At 33.1% G+C, this 19236-nt stretch carries 17 protein-coding genes; 8 read left to right on the top strand and 9 right to left on the bottom strand.

The genetic code is table 11. The features are described 5' to 3' along the window. Positions 1 to 77: 77 nt before the first annotated feature. Together CELLY_RS04560 and CELLY_RS04555 are read right to left on the bottom strand one after the other, a co-directional pair. Positions 78 to 3131 (bottom strand): leucine--tRNA ligase, encoded by a 3054-nt coding sequence (locus CELLY_RS04560; protein ID WP_013620485.1) that lies wholly within the window; start codon positions 3129 to 3131, stop codon positions 78 to 80. 125 nt (positions 3132 to 3256) lie between these two features. Next, a complete protein-coding gene (locus tag CELLY_RS04555) occupies positions 3257 to 3814 on the bottom strand; it encodes a porin family protein (protein ID WP_013620484.1) in 558 nt (185 codons plus the stop codon). A 160-nt stretch (positions 3815 to 3974) separates the two neighbouring features. On the opposite strand from CELLY_RS04555, the gene CELLY_RS04550 reads away from it, so the two are divergent. From CELLY_RS04550 to CELLY_RS04530, 5 genes are all read left to right on the top strand, one after another. Further along, positions 3975 to 4853, top strand: coding sequence for a cell division protein FtsX (locus tag CELLY_RS04550; protein ID WP_013620483.1), 879 nt, complete (start codon positions 3975 to 3977; stop codon positions 4851 to 4853). A 44-nt stretch (positions 4854 to 4897) separates the two neighbouring features. Beyond that, positions 4898 to 5164, top strand: coding sequence for a DUF3098 domain-containing protein (locus tag CELLY_RS04545; RefSeq protein ID WP_013620482.1), 267 nt, complete (start codon positions 4898 to 4900; stop codon positions 5162 to 5164). A gap of 3 nt (positions 5165 to 5167) precedes the next feature. Continuing rightward, a complete protein-coding gene (locus tag CELLY_RS04540) occupies positions 5168 to 5953 on the top strand; it encodes an undecaprenyl-diphosphate phosphatase (RefSeq protein WP_013620481.1) in 786 nt (261 codons plus the stop codon). A gap of 10 nt (positions 5954 to 5963) precedes the next feature. Beyond that, on the top strand, positions 5964 to 6674 hold the full coding sequence (gene truB, locus CELLY_RS04535; protein ID WP_013620480.1) for a tRNA pseudouridine(55) synthase TruB: 711 nt from the start codon (positions 5964 to 5966) through the stop codon (positions 6672 to 6674). Positions 6675 to 6784: 110 nt separating this feature from the next. Next, positions 6785 to 7462 carry an energy transducer TonB gene (locus CELLY_RS04530; RefSeq protein WP_244847066.1) on the top strand — a complete coding sequence of 226 codons (678 nt, stop codon included), beginning with the start codon at positions 6785 to 6787 and terminating at the stop codon, positions 7460 to 7462. Here the strand turns inward: CELLY_RS04530 and CELLY_RS04525 are convergent. Further along, on the bottom strand, positions 7445 to 8074 hold the full coding sequence (locus CELLY_RS04525; RefSeq protein ID WP_013620478.1) for a thioredoxin family protein: 630 nt from the start codon (positions 8072 to 8074) through the stop codon (positions 7445 to 7447). The two genes, CELLY_RS04530 and CELLY_RS04525, sit on opposite strands and share 18 nt — an antisense overlap. A 290-nt stretch (positions 8075 to 8364) precedes the next feature. Between CELLY_RS04525 and CELLY_RS04520 the strand changes: the two genes are divergently transcribed. Beyond that, positions 8365 to 8949: a Crp/Fnr family transcriptional regulator gene (locus tag CELLY_RS04520; RefSeq protein WP_169309916.1), complete on the top strand. Its 585-nt coding sequence runs from the start codon at positions 8365 to 8367 to the stop codon at positions 8947 to 8949. Here CELLY_RS04520 and CELLY_RS04515 read toward each other — a convergent pair. After that, positions 8919 to 10271, bottom strand: a complete 1353-nt coding sequence (locus CELLY_RS04515) for an alkaline phosphatase family protein (RefSeq protein ID WP_013620476.1) — start codon at positions 10269 to 10271, stop codon at positions 8919 to 8921. The genes CELLY_RS04520 and CELLY_RS04515 overlap by 31 nt on opposite strands. 74 nt (positions 10272 to 10345) lie before the next feature. Further along, complete coding sequence (locus tag CELLY_RS04510; RefSeq protein ID WP_013620475.1) at positions 10346 to 13507, bottom strand: TonB-dependent receptor; 3162 nt, start codon at positions 13505 to 13507, stop codon at positions 10346 to 10348. Positions 13508 to 13709: 202 nt separating this feature from the next. Between CELLY_RS04510 and CELLY_RS04505 the strand changes: the two genes are divergently transcribed. Both CELLY_RS04505 and CELLY_RS04500 read left to right on the top strand, forming a co-directional pair. Next, positions 13710 to 14273: a DNA-3-methyladenine glycosylase I gene (locus CELLY_RS04505; protein WP_013620474.1), complete on the top strand. Its 564-nt coding sequence runs from the start codon at positions 13710 to 13712 to the stop codon at positions 14271 to 14273. A 52-nt stretch (positions 14274 to 14325) separates the two neighbouring features. Continuing rightward, complete coding sequence (locus CELLY_RS04500; RefSeq protein ID WP_148228885.1) at positions 14326 to 14865, top strand: hypothetical protein; 540 nt, start codon at positions 14326 to 14328, stop codon at positions 14863 to 14865. Between the two features lies 1 nt (position 14866). Here the strand turns inward: CELLY_RS04500 and CELLY_RS04495 are convergent, their stop codons facing one another. The 4 genes from CELLY_RS04495 to CELLY_RS17145 all read right to left on the bottom strand — a co-directional run bounded on the left by CELLY_RS04495 (position 14867) and on the right by CELLY_RS17145 (position 19179). Then, the gene (locus tag CELLY_RS04495; protein ID WP_013620472.1) at positions 14867 to 15844 is read right to left on the bottom strand and encodes a LuxE/PaaK family acyltransferase; all 978 of its coding nucleotides are present in this window, start codon (positions 15842 to 15844) and stop codon (positions 14867 to 14869) included. A 102-nt stretch (positions 15845 to 15946) separates the two neighbouring features. Next, complete coding sequence (locus CELLY_RS04490; RefSeq protein ID WP_013620471.1) at positions 15947 to 16279, bottom strand: T9SS type A sorting domain-containing protein; 333 nt, start codon at positions 16277 to 16279, stop codon at positions 15947 to 15949. A gap of 160 nt (positions 16280 to 16439) precedes the next feature. After that, positions 16440 to 16751, bottom strand: a complete 312-nt coding sequence (locus CELLY_RS04485) for a T9SS type A sorting domain-containing protein (RefSeq protein WP_013620470.1) — start codon at positions 16749 to 16751, stop codon at positions 16440 to 16442. Positions 16752 to 16953: 202 nt separating this feature from the next. Further along, positions 16954 to 19179 carry a hypothetical protein gene (locus tag CELLY_RS17145; protein WP_013620469.1) on the bottom strand — a complete coding sequence of 742 codons (2226 nt, stop codon included), beginning with the start codon at positions 19177 to 19179 and terminating at the stop codon, positions 16954 to 16956. Positions 19180 to 19236 lie beyond the last annotated feature (57 nt).

The following is a 19236-nucleotide window of genomic DNA, read 5'->3' as shown; positions in this document are numbered from 1 at the left end:
AAAATAATCACTTTTAATAAAAAAACACCCCTGTAAAAACAGGGGTATGTGTAAAATTAAATTGCTTTTTTGTGTTGTTACCCTACAATATTTATAATTTTTCCAGGAACTATAATTATTTTTTTAGGTTCGCGACCTTGTAATTGAGCAATAGTTTTTTCGTGTGCCATTACTGTAGCTTCAATTTCATCTTTAGATAAGTCTAAAGGTAACTCTAGTTTAAATCGCATTTTACCATTAAAAGAAACAGGATATTCTTTACTGCTTTCTACAAGGTGTGATGCATCAAACTTAGGAAAAGGAGCTGTAGCAATAGAAGTGTTGTGTCCTAATTGCTGCCATAACTCTTCTGCTATATGCGGAGCGTAAGGAGAAACTAAAATAGCTAAGGCTTCTAAAATTTCTTTGCTAGTACATTTTTGACTAGACAACTCGTTTACACATATCATAAAGGTAGAGACAGATGTATTAAAAGAAAAGTTCTCTATATCTTCTGCAACCTTTTTAATGGTTTTGTGCAATGTTTTTAAATTGTCTTTTGTTGGTGCAGCATCTGTAAATTTAGCGCCATTATCATCTAAATATAAACGCCATAATTTTTTTAAGAAACCGTGTGTACCTGTAATACCAGCAGTGTTCCAAGGTTTAGATTGCTCTAGTGGGCCTAAAAACATCTCGTACAAACGCAAGCTGTCTGCGCCATATTCTTCACAAATACTATCTGGACTAACCACATTGTATTTGGATTTAGACATTTTTTCTACCTCACGACCAACAATATATTTGTCATTGTCACCATCAATAACTTCACCGTTTTCTCCAATAAAAATAGCATCTTTATACTCTTCTCTCCAGTTCTTAAAAGCTTCAATATCTAATTCATCAGAAGCATTTACAAAAGAAACATCAGAGTGTGTTGGTATGATAAGAGGTGTGTATTTGTCTATTTTTATTTTTAAATCTTTTGGTTCTTCTGTGTTTTTTAAATGGTATATTTCTGTTAATTTATGGCTAACTTCTTCGAATTTTTCTTGGTATTTTTTTAAAATATTCCTAGATCCATCACTAACGTTTTCTTCTTTTTTGATCTTGTCATAAAAGTCGAATATTTTTTTAGATATAAAAACGGTTGGAATAGAATTCCATTTTGGGGAATCTGAACTTTTTTGATTTCTTTCTGTGCTTAGACTTATTGCATACACAAAAGCACTAGTACCTGTAATCATTCCTTGGTTAATCAGTTTTTTAGCAAACTCATTTTTAGGAACAACGCCTTTATCAAACAAAAATTTCTGCCAAAAACGTGCGTATAATAAGTGACCGGTTGCGTGCTCACTACCACCAATATATAAATCTACATCTTGCCAATAGTTAATAGCATCATCAGAAAATATGGCATCTGCATTATTAGGGTCCATATAACGGTTAAAGTAAAAACTACTACCTGCCCAACCTGGCATTGTGTTTAACTCTAACGGAAATATAGTTTCATTGTTAATTTTACTATTGTCTACAACTTTATTTTCTTTAGTACACCAAGCCCAAACGTTAGCATTACCTAGTGGTGGTTCGCCAGTTTCTGTTGGTAAGTATTTTTCTACCTCTGGTAAGGTAATAGGTAAATGTTTAGCGTCTATCATTTGTGGCATACCATTTACATAATACACAGGAAAAGGTTCTCCCCAGTAACGTTGTCTGCTAAAAACAGCATCGCGCAAGCGGTAGTTAATTTTACCTTTACCGTGTCCTATTTTTTCTAGCTCGTAAATGGCTAGTTTCATTGCTTTTTTGTACGGTAAACCGTTTAGGAAATCTGAATTGGCAATTATAGTTTTGTCTTTATCTGCGTGTGCTTCTTCAGATATATCTACGCCTTCAAAAACATTAGGAATAGGAATATTAAAATGTTTAGCAAAATCATAATCGCGCTGATCACCACAAGGTACAGCCATTACTGCTCCGGTACCGTAGCCCGCTAATACGTAATCTCCAATCCAAATAGGAATAGGTTTTTTTGTAAAAGGGTGTTCTGCATAGGCACCCGTAAATGCGCCAGAAATAGTTTTTACATCTGCCATACGCTCGCGCTCACTACGTTTTGCAGTGGCTTGTATGTAGGCATCTACCTCTGCTTTTTGTTCTGGAGTAGTAATGGTTGCTACTAGCTCATGTTCTGGAGCAAGAGTCATAAAACTAACACCAAAAATAGTATCTGGGCGAGTGGTAAAAACATCTATTTGCTCTTTATGATTTTTTACATTAAAAGTAACAGATGCACCTTGACTCCTCCCAATCCAGTTTGTTTGTGAGTCTTTTAAAGGTTGTGGCCAGTCTATGGTATTTAAATCGTCTAACAAACGTTGTGCGTAAGCAGAAATACGCATACTCCACTGTGTCATTTTTTTACGAATAACAGGATGTCCGCCACGTTCTGATACTCCGTTTATAATTTCATCATTAGCCAATACTGTTCCTAAAGCAGGGCACCAGTTAACTTCGGTTTCTGCTAAGTATGTTAGTCTGTACTGTAATAAAATTTCTTGTTGTTTTTTAGTGTCAAATGCGTTCCATTCATCAGCAGTAAAAACACTAATATCATCATCAGAAACAGCATTTACGGTTGCGTTTCCTTCTTTTTCAAACAAATTAACAAGTGTAGAAATATCTTCAGCCTTATTGGTGTTGTTATTGTACCAAGAGTTAAATAGCTGAATAAAGATCCACTGTGTCCATTTGTAATAATCAGGATTAGAGGTACGTACTTCACGACTCCAGTCAAAAGAAAAACCAATTTTATCTAGTTGTTCTCTGTACCTGTTTATATTAGTTTTGGTAGTAATTGCAGGGTGTTGCCCTGTTTGTATAGCATATTGTTCTGCTGGTAAGCCAAAAGAATCGTATCCCATTGGGTGTAAAACGTTAAACCCTTGGTGTCTTTTGTAACGAGCATAAATATCACTGGCAATATACCCAAGTGGGTGTCCAACGTGTAACCCAGCACCAGAAGGGTAAGGGAACATATCTAAAACATAAAATTTTTCTTTATCAGAATTATTTTCTGCTTTAAAAGTTTGGTTTTCTGCCCAATATTTTTGCCACTTGGCTTCAATTTCTTTAAAATCGTAGTTCATATGCTTGTCTTCTGCTATTTAGAATGGGGCAAATTTAAGAATTACAAGCCAAACAGCCTACTATTGCTTTTACTAGTATTTAAAAACTTAAACACCCTGCAAAACAAGGTGTTTAATGATATTTTTTAAAAGATATAGCCTAATGAAATTTGTAGCACGCCGTTTTTAATATCTGGGTTTTCTGCAACTGTAGTAATGCCAAAATTATACCTTGCTTCTGTAAAAATACCAGCACCTAAATTAAGTCCAATACCAGTGTTAAAACCAAAATCTACACTTTTGGCATCTGTATCTAAAGTGCCAATATTGTCGTCATAAAAAACAGCTTTATCAGAAACTAAAAAAGAAACCTGTGGACCGGCTTGTAAAAAGAACTTAGGTAATACGTTGTATTTAAATTGAATAGGAATAGATATGTAGTCTAATTTTGCTTTGTACAGACTGTTTAAATCTGCGCCTTGCCTAGAGTACAGTAGCTCTGGTTGAATATTTAGCTTTTCTGAAATTTCGATTTGAGTAAAGAAACCAGCGTGAAAAGTAACAAGGCTATTTTTGTCTTGATTGTTGCCGTACAAATTAGAAACATTTAAACCTGCTTTTGCGCCATAATTTATTTTTTGAGCAATGGCATTACTGCTATAAACAAAAAGAGCTGCTAAAAGTAAAAAGGTAGTTTTTTTCATAATTATATGTTTTTTGTTTTGTAGGATTTTACAACTACTATGCCAAAAAGTGTTAATTTACAATAAGCTTATTCTTGTTTTTTGTAGATTACTAATTACAAATACCTTTAAAATGTATTATTACAAATTACTTTACTATTTTTACGTATTGTTATAAGTTATGAGTAAATCTTTTGAACGTTATCAAAAAAGGAAGTTAATTTCCTCCTATTTTTCTGTAGTGCTTAGTATAGCCTTAGTGTTGTTTTTGCTAGGTGTGCTAGGTTTGTTGGTGCTTAATACCAAAAAAATGGCAGATCATTTTAAAGAGCAAATTACTGTTTCTGTATTTTTGAAGGATGAGGCTAAACAGGTAGAAATAGACCAATTGCAAAAAAGTTTAGCTATGGCAGACTATACAAAGCAAGCAGTATTTGTGTCTAAAGAGGAAGCTGCAGAACAACATACAGAAGCTATTGGTGAAAATTTTATAGAGTTTTTAGGATATAATCCTTTAAAGAACTCTATAGATGTACAACTTAAAGCAGATTTTGTATCTCCTACCCAAATAGAAGAAATAGCAGAAACCATACAAGAAAAAGACTATGTAGAAGAGGTTAGTTATGATAAGCCTTTGATATCATTATTAAATGATAATGTTAAAAAAATTAGTTTATGGATTTTGGTAGCTAGCGGAATATTTGCATTTATTGCATTTTTGTTAATTAACAGCTCTATACGCCTGTCTGTTTACTCTAAACGTTTTATTATAAAAACAATGCAAATGGTTGGGGCTACAAAGCGTTTTATACGTAGACCATTTTTATGGACAAACATAAAATTGGGTATGTTGGGAGCCTTAATTGCAATGATAGGTTTGGCGGTGACTATATATTACGTAAACGATTTTTTTCCGGAGTTAACACTGCTTAAAGACCCAACAACTTTAGCGTTGCTTTTTGCAGCTATTTTTGTTTTAGGCGTCTTAATTTCGTTTATAAGTACATTTTTAGCTACACAACGTTTCTTAAATCTTAGGACAGACGATTTATATTATTAGATTTGCACTGTTAAAAATTAAACAAGGATTAAATTTTTTACAAAATGAAAAAAAATAATAGCACCACAGAAGAAAGCTCTAAAAAAGAATTTATTTTTCAGAAAAAGAATTACATTTTTATGGCTATTGGCCTAGTTTTTCTTACACTGGGTTTTGTTTTAATGAGTGGTGGTGGTAGTGATGATCCTAATGTTTTTAATCCTGAAATATATAATTTTAGAAGAATTCGCCTAGCACCAACTTTGGTGCTAATAGGTTTAGGCATAGAGGTGTATGCCATTTTGTTAAATCCGCACAAGAAGAAAAACTAAATTTTGGACATATTACAAGCAATTATTTTAGCAATTGTAGAAGGTATAACTGAGTATTTACCAGTATCATCTACAGGGCATATGATTATAGTTTCTTCTTTTTTTGGTATTGCCCAAGAAGAATTTACAAAATTATTTACCATAGTAATACAATTAGGAACCATACTATCTGTAGTTGTACTTTACTTTAAGCGCTTTTTTCAGAGTGTAGATTTTTATTTAAAACTATTGGTAGCATTTATACCTGCTGTTGTTTTAGGGTTGTTGTTAAGTGATGTAATAGACTCATTACTAGAAAACCCGTTAACAGTAGCCATATCCTTAGTAATAGGTGGTGTTATTTTATTACGAGTAGACCATTGGTTTGCGGACTCTGAAGAAAAAGAAATTACGTATTTAACCGCATTAAAAATTGGTTTTTTTCAGTGCTTGGCTATGATACCAGGAGTTAGCAGAAGTGGTGCAAGTATAGTGGGTGGTATGTCTCAAAAACTATCTAGAACTGTAGCGGCAGAGTTTAGTTTTTTTTTAGCAGTACCTACAATGTTAGGCGCAACATTAAAAAAGAGTTACGACTTTTATAAGCTAGGGTACACCTTAACAGGAGAGCAAATTAACTTGTTAATAATTGGTAATGTAGTTGGTTTTTTAGTAGCACTATTAGCCATAAAAACATTTATAGGGTATTTAAGTAAACACGGTTTTAAAATGTTTGGTTATTACCGTATTGTAGTTGGGTTGGCTATATTAGCAATTCATTACTTTGTACACCCGTTAATAATAATCTAATTTTTATAGCGTGACAACTAAAGAAGAATTTTTAGAAGGACAAATATTGCTTATAGATAAGCCGTTAACTTGGTCATCTTTTCAGGCAGTAAACGCTTTAAAATGGGGTATTCGCAGAAAATTTGATTTAAAGAAAATAAAAATTGGTCACGCTGGTACTTTAGATCCATTAGCTACGGGTTTATTAATTATATGCACAGGTAAATTCACCAAAAAAATACCTACACTACAAGGCCAAATAAAAGAGTATACAGGAACCATAACTGTTGGGGCAACTACACCGTCTTATGATATGGAAACCGCAGTGGAAAAGACCTATCCAACAGAACATATAACTACAGAAAAAATACACGCAGCAACAACTAATTTTATTGGAAAAATACAACAAGTGCCACCAGTTTTTTCAGCATTAAAAAAAGATGGTAAACGGCTGTATGAGTATGCAAGAGAAGGACAAGCAGTAGAAGTAAAATCTAGAGAAATAGAAATTACTGAGTTTGAAATTACCAATATAAATTTACCAGAAATAGAGTTTAGAGTAGTGTGTAGTAAAGGTACCTACATACGCTCTTTAGCAAATGATTTTGGTAAAGCACTGCAAAGTGGTGGGTATTTATCTGCTTTAAGAAGAACCAAAATAGGTGATTTTAACGTAGATAATGCAATAACCCCAGCAGATTTTCATACAACAGTATTGGGGATGCCTAAACCAAAAGAGTAGTAAAAAAACACCTTTTTTGATTAAGAATAAAATATTTTTATAAAAACAAGGTTATAAGTTATATGTTTAAAGATAGTAGATACTTATCATTTTTAATCACATTCTTTTCTATGTCTATTGTTATATTGTCTTTATACAATATACATTTAGGAGCAAAGGAGAAGGAAGAGTATGTGGTAGAATTAGCTATGCTAGAAGAAGATGAGGAGTTAGAGGAGATGCAGAAAGAAGAAGAGCAACAACCTACGCAGCAGCAAGAAATTAAAAGCCATATGGCGTATAATGAAAAGGCAAAACCAACTTATGGTAATCCAGAGCCTTTAAAAACGCTTGAAGAGTTAATGGAAGAGGCTAAGTCTGATGCGGAAAGCGATCCTAACTCTAAATTAGTGAGTTCTGAAAATGGTTACGCAGCCAGTTTGAAAGAATTAGCAAAAAAACGAAAAGAAGCCAAACAAAAGTTAGGTGAAAAAGACGCTAAAAAAGATGAGGTTTCTCATAACTTAGCAAAACGTAAAACGTCTATTTCTTTTTCATTAGTAAAAAGAAGCGCTTATGATTTGCCACCACCAACATACACTTGTATAGAAGGAGGTAAAGTGGTTATAAATATAGTAGTAGATAATTTAGGCAATGTAATAGATGCAGAATTTAATAAAAAAAGTTCTGGTACTAGTAATGGTTGTTTGGTAGATAATGCTATTGAATATGCATTAAAGTCTAAATTTAGCAACGCATCTAAGGAGCGCCAAAAAGGAACAATTACTTACCTATTTCAAGGCAAGTAATTGTGTAAGATCTTCAATAATAGTATTTCCTTTATCTTTATTGTACCACACTTGTAACTCTTGTTTAAACTCCGGAGTTAAACTTCCGTTTTTAGCTTTAAAATTTTCAACAATTTTAGTTAGTTTACTTGGTCTTGGCCCCCAATCACCTATAACTTCTTGTGTATCTTCATTAAAAGCAATAAGTCTAGGTATAGATAATGTGTTGTTGTATAAAAAATGATTCATCAGCTCTAAATTTTCATCTCTAAGAATCACTTTTACATTAATATTAGAACTCTGTTCTGCAAATTTTTGCATTACAGGCATAGACTGTGCAGCATCTCCACACCAACTCTCTGTTAATACAAGCCAAGTAACTTTAGCAGTTACTTGTTTTATTTTGCTAATAGTAGCATCGGGTAGCTTTGTTGTTTTATCTAACCGCTTCATACGTTTGTCATTTAGCATCGTATAGTTTGCTAAAGCATCAGATTGTATTTCTCCGGTAGACTTGTTGTTAGCTACTAAATTGCGCATTTGTTCTCTGTACTCTGTATATGTGCTTGCAGTAGAAATAGCTTCTGTAATAAGCGATGTTACACTGCTGTTTAATGTATTTGTTGTACTCATAACTAAACTTGTTCTTTTGTTTTTCAAAAATAGGTTGTAAACTATTTATATAAGATGATAATCGTCATATTGGTAGTAGAAAATTATAAAAACTTACAATGTATGTTGTTAGGATAAGTTTAACAGTGTTGTGTTACAATTATTTAACATAGTAGAGTAAACTTAAACTTTAAATAATAGATTTCTAACATAGAAAAAATAGATTTGATTTTTTAAAAAATAAATAAAGTTTTATGCAGGTTTTACGTCCGGATTTTAGAAGTCAAAAAAAATTTTTGTTGTATGAATTTTTGAAAAAAGAAGTAGGTGATGATACGCTAGGAAATTTTGTTACCGAAATTATTTACAAAAAAAATGCCTACATATACCAGCCACCAATAGTTGAAAATTATATTTATGAAATTGTTTCAGGAGCTGTTAAGTTAGGAGGATACTCAGAAAAGGGAGAGGAGTATACTTATGATATTATACATACGGGAGATTTTTTTGGTAATTTAAAGTACCTAAACGGTCAGTTTTCTGAGTATGCTAAAACCTTAGTGGATGTAAAAGTTAGGTGTTATGATTTAAATTTTTTTAAAAATGAAGTAAAGGGGAATCCAGAAGCAGCTGAATGGTTTTTTGCTTACTTAACTAAGAGGTGGTGCTTAGCAGAAAAAAAATTATGTAAAGTAAATGAGCGTTCTATAATAGGTAAATTAAATTTTTTAAAAACCGTTTATACTATAGATGTTTTGGATGTAAAAGGTAAAGTACACAATATACATTGTTTGCTAACACAAAAAGATAAGGGTGACCTTATTGGAGCCACCCGACAAACTATTGCTAATGCTTTAAAAAATAATCAGTTTACTTTAGATAAAATTCCAGGGTAAAGAATACCGTCTTTTGCGGTAAAATTTAGTTTAAGTAACTGGCTAATTACAGGAGCCACATCTTCTAATCCCATTTTTTCTATGGTTTTACCTTTGTTAATACCTGCTCCAAAAGCAATAAAACCAGTTTCTATTTCTTTAAAGTCTGGAAAAAAACCGTGTGTACCTCCTCTTCTAGGAGATAGTATGTTGCCATTAGTTCTAGAAGACATTGCAATGCCAGGTATTGGAGCTAAAGCTAATACAGCATTTGGGTCTGCACCAATTTTATCTAGTTCTTCTCTATTTACCACTCTAAATAATTTTTTAATATTATCAGGTAAATTATTTAGTTTATTGCGGACTTTTTCAATAGTTTTTTTGTCTTTTTTATCCTTTACCATTAAAAAAGCAGAAGCTCCGGATGTATGAAAAGCAGCTTTCCAATTTCCTCTATCTTTTTTATCTTCCATTAAACCTTCCTCAACCAACCAAATGTTAGGGTTTAATGCAGAATGTATATCTACAAAACCGTGATCGCCAGTAATAATAAATGTTGTTTTATCTTCTATACCTGCTCTTTTAGAGGCTTCCATAATTTTACCAATAGCCCTATCTACTGCTGCAATAGAAGTGTATACTTTTTCGCCATCTCTGCCTTGCTCATGCTGAAAATGATCTACAGCAAACAAATGAATAGAAATAAAGTTTGGCTTATATTTTTCAAGCGTATAAGCAGCCATCTCTCCAATTCTATCTTCTCTATTTAAATAATCGCCATTAAATGTATTCTTATTTAATTTTCCCAGTACTTCTTCTTCCATTTCAGCTAAAAAACCTTTAGGAGTTTCAAAATCACGCATAGGTTTAATGCTACCGTAGCCTCCTTTTAAATACCAGTATTCTGGTATGTTATAGTTTACATCTGCGCCTACAGACACAGGCCAAAGAAAGCTAGCGCTTGTTTTGTTAGCTTCTTTAACAGCGGTCCAAAGTGTTTTTGTTTTTATAAGGTTGTTTTCCCAGTACCAACGGCCAGTTTGCCCTTTGTCTTCAAAAGGACTATTGTAGTAAATACCGTGTTCTTTTGGGTAAGCACCTGTAATTAATGTAGTGTGTGATGGGTATGTTACAGAAGGAAAAATACCTCTAACTCCTTTAGCAGAAACCCCTTCTTTAACCATTTTTTTTAAATTAGGAGCAGGCCATTTTTCTTCTAAATAAAAATCTGGTCTAAAACCATCTACAGAAATTAAGATTACATGTTCTGTGATTTGCTTTTCTTGAGCCTCGCAAATTTGAGCGGTAATTATAAGGCTTAGTATGTATATAATTTTTTTCATATCATTTTTTAAAATGAAGGGTTTGCTTAATTTAATCAGCAAACCCTTCCACTATTAAACAAAAATTAAAATTCTTAATTAAAGGTATATCTAGCTCCTAATTGTAACCTCCAAGGAGTTCCGTTTATAGGTTCTGTTCCGCTAGAAGTTTGTACAGAATAATCATAGTTTTGGTTTGTTTGATCAAAACCAGTTATTCTCATTAAATTTCTATTTCCAAAGTTGTGAGACTGTCCCCAATCTTTATTTAGCATATTGGCAAAGTTGAAAATATCCATAGATAGTTCTAAACCTTGTTTTTTGTTTTTAGTTTCAAAACGTTTTTGCAATCTTAAATCTACTACAGCAGAAAAAGGATTTTTTCCACCGTTACGCTCAGCAAAACCACCATAACTATCTTTAAGGTATTCTTTAAAACCATCTGGAGTTTCTGGGTCATTTAATATTTGGTTATAGCTATCTATAATAGATTGAGGAGTGCTTGGGTCATTTGGATCAAAAATGTAAGCAACATCATTACTTAAGTTAAAGTCACCGTTAGCACTAGTATTGCTGTTTACTTTAAAAGTGTATCTAGTACCTCCTTGGCCAATTACTTTTGCGCCTAATGTAAAACCTTTCCAGGTAGGTGTAGCACCGTTTACAACCAGTTTAGTATCAAAATGGTTATCTGCAAAACCATAATTTAAATCTCTAGGATCTCCAGATACTGGTAAAAAAGTAGAGGTGTTGGCAACACAGCAGTTGTAAGATGAGTTGTCTTTAGATCTATTAAAAGTAGCACTTGCGTTTAGGTAACCATCTTTACCAATTTGCGCAGAACCCTCTAATACAAAAGCAAGATTGTCTAACACACCATCAGAAGTCATTACCAAAGTTCTACCAACTTGGTCAGATATTCTAGAGTTTTTCCAGTCTGTAGATCCGTTTTCTGTAATTGTATTTGCAGGTACAAAAACCTCTCTTCCTTGTTCTGTAACAAAATAAGGCTCTTTAACTAAATTGGCTTCTTGGTATGTGTAGTTGTTTTTAGTATGACTAAACAAAGCATTAAAACCAAGGCTGTATTTGCTGCCAAAAAAGTGAGTATAGCTTAAGTTAGCTTTGTATGTTGTTGGTACTTCAAAATCTTTACCCACAGCATTTATTGTAGAAAAAGGAGTAACGCCAGCAGGTACACCAGGTACAGTGTTAGGGTTGTTTCTGTACGATGGAAAATCTGGCGTAGGAACATTGCTACCAGTAACATCTATAGCGCCTAAAAGTGTACCACTATTTTGAATGTTGTTTACTTGTGCGTAGTAGTGAGGTTGAGCAGAAAAAACGCCTCCTCCTAATTTAAACACATCTTTATTTTCTCCTTTTAAGTTGTATGTAAGCTGAAACCTAGGCTGTATGTTATTGTAATCGTCTAATTTTTCATTTGTATGTATACCTAGCTCTTGGTCTACTACCGGATTGTATTCTGCAGCATCTAAAAATTTAGTGGCATCCCAACGTACACCGGCTACCAAGTTTAAATCTGGAGTAATATCAAAATCTACTTGTGCAAATAAAGATAAATCTAAAACGGTTTGTTTAACAATTGGTAAACCTTGTAAAGGTACTTCTCTAGCGTATCTAGAAGGAGTTAAGTTCTCAAAATCATCTAAAGAATCAAAATAAAAACGACCATTTTGCTCGTTAGAAAGTAATGTCTCTAATGAGGTAATCATGTTATCTGTACCAAAGGTAAAGTTTGCATTATCTGTATTAATGTAGGTAGTATTTGTAAACTGTATTTGGTTTTCTACATTAGTTTCAGGAGAATAACGTTGCCCACCTAACTGTACACTTTTAGTGCTGTTGTTACCGTTTGGTAAAACAGAAGTTACTTGTACTATTGCTCTTGGTATATTAGATGACGGCAGTTGTGAGCTAGGTGTATAAGCTCTTTCTGCGTGCTGGTACTGAAACTTAAACTCATTAGTTACAGTAGGGCTAAACATAGAACGTAAAGAAAGCATAGTACTATTTTCTTTAGATGCAAAATCTGAATATGTTTCTGCTAATTCTATACTAGAGTTATCACTAACACTAAAAGGATTGTCCCATTTGTTGTATAAGTTACGTAGTGTAAGTCTATGCTTATCATTTATTTGCCAATCTAAACGAATAAAAAGGTTGTTTGCTTCTGTTTCACGGTCAAACTGACCTATTTGTTGTTGGTCACCCAAGCCATAAGAGTTTCTACCAATACTTAAATAGCGGTCTAAATTGTCTTGTGTTATGCCTAATCTGTTTTCATCATCTGTACTTTGTATATCAGCAATATATCTTGGTTCCCCAGCATCTTGCCTTTCATAAACAGCAAAAAAATGAAGCTTGTCTTTAATTATTGGTCCGCCTAAGCTAACACCATACTGAGAATTGTAAAAATCTGCAGTACGCTCTTGACCTTGAATGTTGTATTTACTTTGTAGACCATCTGCTCTGTGGTAAAAGAAAGTACTACCTTTAAATTCATTAGTACCAGATTTGGTTACAGCAGAAATAGATCCTCCGGCTTGCCTACCTTGTGTAACATTATAATCATTAGTAGAAACTTCAAATTCTCTAATAGCTTCTTGTGATATTGTGTACGGTCCGCTACCAATGTCGCCAGCAGTTAGTTGGTTTCTTGCATTTGTACCATCAATAGTTACATTGGTAGAAGTTCCTCTTTGTCCGCTTAAATTATAGCTTCCGCCACCTTGTAGTGGAGATAAACTAGTTAAACCAGTAAAGTTTCTTCCTTCTGTAGCAAGTTTTTTAATTTGCGTTGCGCCAATTTTAGTAGAAGCACCAATTTGTTCAATTCTTTTAGATAAACTGTTAGATGATACTACAACTTCATTTAATGTTGTAGAAGACTCTTGTAGTTCAAAATTAATAGTAACTGCATCACTTAAATTAAGCATAATGCCTTCTCTAACAGATTCTGAAAAACCTAGGTATTTTGCCGTAACCTTATATGGTCCGCCTAATGGGAGTTGTTGAAATTTAAAATCGCCATTTTCATTTGTTAATGTACCAGAGATAAAGCCTGTAGAAATATCTTTTATCACAATTTCTGCGCCCATAAGAGGTTCTCCAATATTATCTTTTACAGAGCCCTTAATAGTTGCATTTGTAGCTTGTGCATAGGAGTTAAGTGATGTTCCTAGTAAAATAAATAAAGCTATTACCCGTAAGTAATTCTTGTATTTTGTTTCCATTTTTTATAGTTTGTTATTTAATTGGCTGCAAAAGTAGTGGCAGCAACAAACTGAAAAATGTTAGTTTTTAACATTAAAGGTAGACTTAACTTTAACTTTAAATTTTGGTAATACTACTTTTGTCAACTACTTTTTAGAATATTCACTTTATTGTGTTTTTTTTACTTGTAGTTTTATATTTTAATTTTAAGTATTTATTCAAATGGAAAAACACAGATGTGGTTGGTGTGTAGGAGATGATTTGTATGAGGCATATCATGACAAAGAGTGGGGAACTCCTGTAAAGGATGATAAATTGTTATTTGAGTTTTTAATTTTAGAAACTTTTCAGGCTGGGTTAAGTTGGATAACAATTTTACGTAAGCGAGAAAATTTTAGAAAAGCCTTTGATAATTTCGATTATAAAAAAATTGTAAATTACAAACAAGATAAAATAGATGCTTTGTTACAAGATGCAGGTATTATTAGAAATAAGCTAAAAGTGAACTCTGCTATAACCAATGCAGCTGCTTATATTAAAATACAAAAAGAGTTTGGTAGTTTTAGTGCTTACATATGGAGCTTTGTAAACAACAAGCCAATAAAAAATGCGTTAACTAGTTATAAAGAAGGGCCTGCAAACACGCCTTTGTCTGACGCTATAAGTAAAGACTTAAAAAAAAGAGGATTTAAATTTGTAGGTAGTACGGTTGTTTATGCGTTTATGCAGGCAACAGGTATGGTTAATGATCATGAAATTAGTTGTTTTAGATATAATGAAGTGTAGTATGTTTAGATTAAAAAAGATTGGTTTCTCTGTTGTTCTACTTTTTTTTTGTGTGATAACAATTGTAGCGCAAAATAAAATAGAAAGAGAACACAGAATTTTAAAATCTCAGTTCCCAGAGGTTTTATATACTAAGGAAAAACTAGGTGATGATGTTAAAAAAATAAAATACTATAAGGAAGTTGGTCCGCAAGAAGTTGTGTATACTACCAAGTTTAAAAAGGTTAAGCTCCACTACCATATGCAATATTCTAACAATGGAGATTTACAAAATATTGGGTTTAGAATAAAGCAAGTAGATTTTCCTTTTGAAGCTTTTACGGCTATAAATAACCAATTGGTGTACTCTTATGATAAATTTAAAATTATAAGAATGTATCAGCAATATCCAGTACAATCTAAGGAAGATGAAGCTTCTGTACTTAAAAGTGCATTTATGAATTTAATGGAGCCTAATATGCAGTACAGACTTATTGTTAAGGGAAGAAAAGATGGTAAAAAAGTTCTAAAAGAATTCTGGTTTACGGCATCAGGATCTTTTGTAAAAGAAAGAAATATGCTGCCAGCAAATTATGATAGGGTTTTATATTAATTTACAAAACCAGTAAATTACAACCTCTAATATCAGAATTGTCAAACCTACCAATAATTTCAAAGCTTTGGTTTGTGTGTACTTTACCTAAATCTTGAGTAGCAATAAAAGCGCAAGAGTTTACATTTGCTAAGTCAATTACATTTATCCCTCCTGTTTTTCCATTTTTTTGAAGTGTTAATGGGTCTTCTGGATCTCTAGTTAAAATTTTCATCCAAGGTGGTGTATTAAAAATACCGTTTCCTTTAGAGTAACCTTGAGAAAGTAACTCGGTCATTCCGTACTCAGAATGTATTTCTGTAACACCAAACCCATTTTTTAACTCTTGGTGTAGTTCTTCTCTAATTAGTTCTTTTCTTCTACCTTTCATACCACCAGTTTCCATTATAATGGTATTTTTAAGATGTAAATTGTATTGCTCTGCCATATCTAACAAGGCAAAAGAAACACCAATTAAAAGTACTTGTGTGCCGTTTTCTTCTAGTAATTTTAATTTAGAAACAAGAGCGTTAATATTATGTAAGTAAAAGCCACTATCTGGGTGTTCACTTTTTTTAATAAGGTCATCTGCCATATAAATTAAAGAAGAACCTTTACGCTCTAAATATGATGGTAATAGCGCTAAAACACAATATTTTTTAATATCTCCGTAAAAATATTTAAAACCTTTTAGGTAACTATCTATATACACTTGTACGTTAGAAACATAATGTTTGCTTGTTACAGTGCCAGTTGTGCCACTACTGCTAAATGTAACTTCTGGCGTAGTGTTTTTTACAAGTACTTTTTTGGTTTTAAAAAACTGAATAGGTAAAAACGGAATATCTGTAAAATGGTTTACGTTGTGACTATTTTTATTTAAATGGTTGCAAAACTCACTGTAAACTAAATTGTTTTTATACTGAAAATTAAATACAGCTAGCGCAGCAGTATTAAAATCCTCTTTAGTTTTTATGTTAAAAATAGTTTCTGTATTCATTGTTGCAAATAATACTGCAAAAGTAAGCAACTACTTAGTTGTAAAAAACAAAAAGCCCTAACATATTGTTAGGGCCTTTATGTGGTTGTTTGGGCTTAATTTTTATTTCACGACTAATTTACGTGTCACTGTTTTTTTATTTTCTGTTACTTGCATTAAATACATCCCAGGAATTAACTTAGAGATATTTAATTGTTTAGCAATTAACCGTTGTTTTAAAACTACTTCACCAAAAATATTATAAACAACAATATCTTTAGCTTTGTTTTCTTTAGTAGTAATGTAAACGGTTCTGTCCGCTACCGGGTTTGGATATAGTTTAAAATCTGCAATTTGGGGAATATTGCTATTTTGCATAGGCAAGTTAACCACCTTTTCTTGGGCAGAAACTAGCAAGCAAAATGTCATTAAAAACAAAATGTAGATTTTCTTCATTTTTTGCTGATTTGGGATTAGCTCTGTAAATGTATGTTAAGTAAATACTTAAAAATATTTATTGTTGTGAAAAAGGATTATTTGTAGGTTAAATCACCTTTTTTTGTTTGTTAAGAAATAAATTTTGAAAAAGTACGTAGCTCGGATAAACTGCAAGTACTTATTTTATAATTAGTTTGCGAGTTGCAACTTTGTCTTTTTCAAAAACGCGAATTACGTATACACCTGCATCTAAATTAGATAAATTTAACTCTTTGCCAATTAATTTAGTTTCTAGTGCTTTATTTCCTAAAACATCAAAAATTAATATTTTTTTAGGGGCATTTTTCTTAGTACTAATGTATATTTTTCCACTAGTTACAGGGTTTGGGTAAAGCTTTAAACCTTCTATATCAGAGCTATTCTTGGCATCTTGCCCAAAAGCAACCACCGTAGAAAATACAAAGAATAAGACAAGGTATAAGTGTTTCATATATAGCTGTATGCAATAAATATACTACAAATATACTAAACTGAAACTTTTTACGTTACAATAAATTTAACATTTTCGATAAAAAGAAAAAACTTTAACAAATGAAAGAAAAAACATCATAATTTGTTGCGGCTGTTTAAGGTATAAAAAAAACCGCCTAAACTTAGTTTAGGCGGTTCATTTTAATGTATGTTTTTATGGCTTATAAACCAACTGTCCAACCAGTAGCCCAGTCAGGAGTAGCAGCGCCATTACCAGCACCAGTTGCAGTACCTTCTGTGTAGAAGTCTTGCTTAGCACCTGTGTAATCAGTTTCAACAAATCCAGTTGCTTTAGCGTCAAATTGGATGTTAGTAATAACTAAATCACCAGCTTCAATTCTTGTTGCTGCAGGAGCATCTGTACTTTTAACTTTAATTCCTAAATCAATTCCAGAAGTGTATAAGTTATCAATTGTGAATTTTCCACCACCTTCTTTGTAGTAAAGTGCACCTTCTGTAACAGGACCAACAACAGTAATGTTGCTTAATGTAGTTGTAGTTACAGGATCTACACCAACTGGCTCTTCTGCAAGGTTAGAACCTTCTATACCAGCAAAAGCAGCTCCAGAGATATACCAAAATTCTCCGTTACCATTCCATCCGTCAGCAAAGTCAATACCGTCATCACCAGAGTTAGTAGACACTAAGTATTTACCAGTAACAGTACCACCAAAGAACTCAATACCATCATCGTTACCGTTGTAAGACTGTACATACTCTACAGTAGTCTCAGAACCAACACCAAATAAAGATAAGCCGTTAAACTCTTTAGAGTTTGTAAAAGTTGCGCCAGTGTACTCTAAACGTAAGTAAGTAATAGAACCAGAATTATCATCTGCAACAGTACCACCATAAGTTAAATCTGCAACTTCAGAAGTAACAGCAGTACCTTTGTTTGTTGGAGCTTTACCACAAACAACTAAACCACCCCAATCACCAGGAGCAGGAGAAGCCTCACCAGAAGTCATAACTACTGGCTCTGTAGCAGTACCATTTACAAATATTTTACCACCTTGTGCAACTGCAATGTAAGAGCTAGTTTGTCCTGTAGCTTCAATAACAGTACCAGCAGGTATAGTTAACTCACCACCATCTAATATTTCTAATTTACTAGTAAGTAAGTATTTTACGTCTGCTTGTAAAGAAACAGCAGAAGTAATTGTACCTTCTAAGTTAGATTCTGTAACACCGCTGTTATCTAAACCTCTTGTCCAACCAGCAGCCCAATCAGGAGCAGCAGCACCATTACCAGCACCAGTTGCAATACCTTCAGATATAAAAGATTGGTTAGCACCAGTGTAATCTGTTTTTTCAAAACCATCTGCTACACTTGCAAACTGCATGTTAGTAATTTTTAAAGCTTCAGCTTCAATTCTTGTTGCTGCAGGAGTATCTGTACTTTTAACTTTAACACCTAAGTCTGTACCAGCAGTGTAAAAGTTATCTATTGTGAAGTTTCCGCCACCTTCTTTGTAGTAAAGAGCACCTTCTGTAACAGGACCAACAACAGTAATGTTGCTTAATGTAGTTGTAGTTACAGGATCTACACCAACTGGCTCTTCTGCAAGGTTAGAACCTTCTATACCAGCAAAAGCAGCTCCAGAGATATACCAGAAATCTCCATTACCATTCCAGCCATCAGCAAAGTCAATACCGTCATCACCAGAGTTTGTAGACACTAAGTATTTACCTGTTACAGTACCACCAAAGAATTCAATACCGTCATCACCACCGTTGTAAGACTGTACATACTCTACAGTAGTACCAGAACCAACACCAAATAAAGATAAACCGTTAAATTCTTTATCATTAGTAAAAGTTGCACCTGTGTATTCTATACGTAGGTATTTTATAACACCAGAATTATCATCACTAACAGTACCACCATAAGTTAAATCTGCAACTTCAGAAGTAACAGCTGTACCTTTGTTTGTTGGCGCTTTACCACAAACAACTAAACCACCCCAGTTACCAGGAGCAGGAGAAGCTTCACCAGAAGTCATAACTACTGGATCACTAGCTGTACCATTTACAAATATTTGACCTCCTTGAGCAACAGCTATATATGATGCTGTACCACCAGTAGCTTTAATTACAGTACCTGCAGGTATTGTTAATTTACCACCATCTAATATTTCTAATTTACCTTTTAATTCGTATTCTAATGAAGCATCTAAGGTTAATTCATCGCTAATTTCTCCTTCTAATGCTGTAGAAGCACATGGTTGACAAGAAGATCCTCCACAGTCAACTCCTGTTTCATCTCCATTTTGTATGCCGTCAGAGCAAGTATTTTTGTCGCCAGAGTCGTCATCACTACTACATGATACCATTACAGTTCCAAGAACTGAAGCGATCATCATAAATTTTAAGAAAGTTTTTTTCATTTTTCCGTTTGTTTAATAATTTAATGCGAATTAAGACTTTGGTTGTTAACCAGTTGT

The organism is Cellulophaga lytica DSM 7489 (assembly GCF_000190595.1).
In the GTDB taxonomy this organism is placed as follows: Bacteria; Bacteroidota; Bacteroidia; order Flavobacteriales; family Flavobacteriaceae; genus Cellulophaga; species Cellulophaga lytica.
The sequence above is the reverse complement of the archived record's forward strand: the minus strand, read 5'-3'. Positions and strand labels throughout refer to the sequence as shown.

Coding starts and splice junctions, on each gene's coding strand:
- CELLY_RS04515 (WP_013620476.1), bottom strand. CDS start 10,271: ATGAAAAAAATTATATACATACTAAGCCTTATAATTACCGCTCAAATT.
- CELLY_RS04485 (WP_013620470.1), bottom strand. CDS start 16,751: ATGAAACACTTATACCTTGTCTTATTCTTTGTATTTTCTACGGTGGTT.
- CELLY_RS04495 (WP_013620472.1), bottom strand. CDS start 15,844: ATGAATACAGAAACTATTTTTAACATAAAAACTAAAGAGGATTTTAAT.
- CELLY_RS04525 (WP_013620478.1), bottom strand. CDS start 8,074: ATGAGTACAACAAATACATTAAACAGCAGTGTAACATCGCTTATTACA.
- CELLY_RS04545 (WP_013620482.1), top strand. CDS start 4,898: ATGAAAAAAAATAATAGCACCACAGAAGAAAGCTCTAAAAAAGAATTT.
- CELLY_RS04550 (WP_013620483.1), top strand. CDS start 3,975: ATGAGTAAATCTTTTGAACGTTATCAAAAAAGGAAGTTAATTTCCTCC.
- CELLY_RS04560 (WP_013620485.1), bottom strand. CDS start 3,131: ATGAACTACGATTTTAAAGAAATTGAAGCCAAGTGGCAAAAATATTGG.
- CELLY_RS04510 (WP_013620475.1), bottom strand. CDS start 13,507: ATGGAAACAAAATACAAGAATTACTTACGGGTAATAGCTTTATTTATT.
- CELLY_RS04555 (WP_013620484.1), bottom strand. CDS start 3,814: ATGAAAAAAACTACCTTTTTACTTTTAGCAGCTCTTTTTGTTTATAGC.
- CELLY_RS04530 (WP_244847066.1), top strand. CDS start 6,785: ATGTCTATTGTTATATTGTCTTTATACAATATACATTTAGGAGCAAAG.
- CELLY_RS04505 (WP_013620474.1), top strand. CDS start 13,710: ATGGAAAAACACAGATGTGGTTGGTGTGTAGGAGATGATTTGTATGAG.
- CELLY_RS04490 (WP_013620471.1), bottom strand. CDS start 16,279: ATGAAGAAAATCTACATTTTGTTTTTAATGACATTTTGCTTGCTAGTT.
- CELLY_RS17145 (WP_013620469.1), bottom strand. CDS start 19,179: ATGAAAAAAACTTTCTTAAAATTTATGATGATCGCTTCAGTTCTTGGA.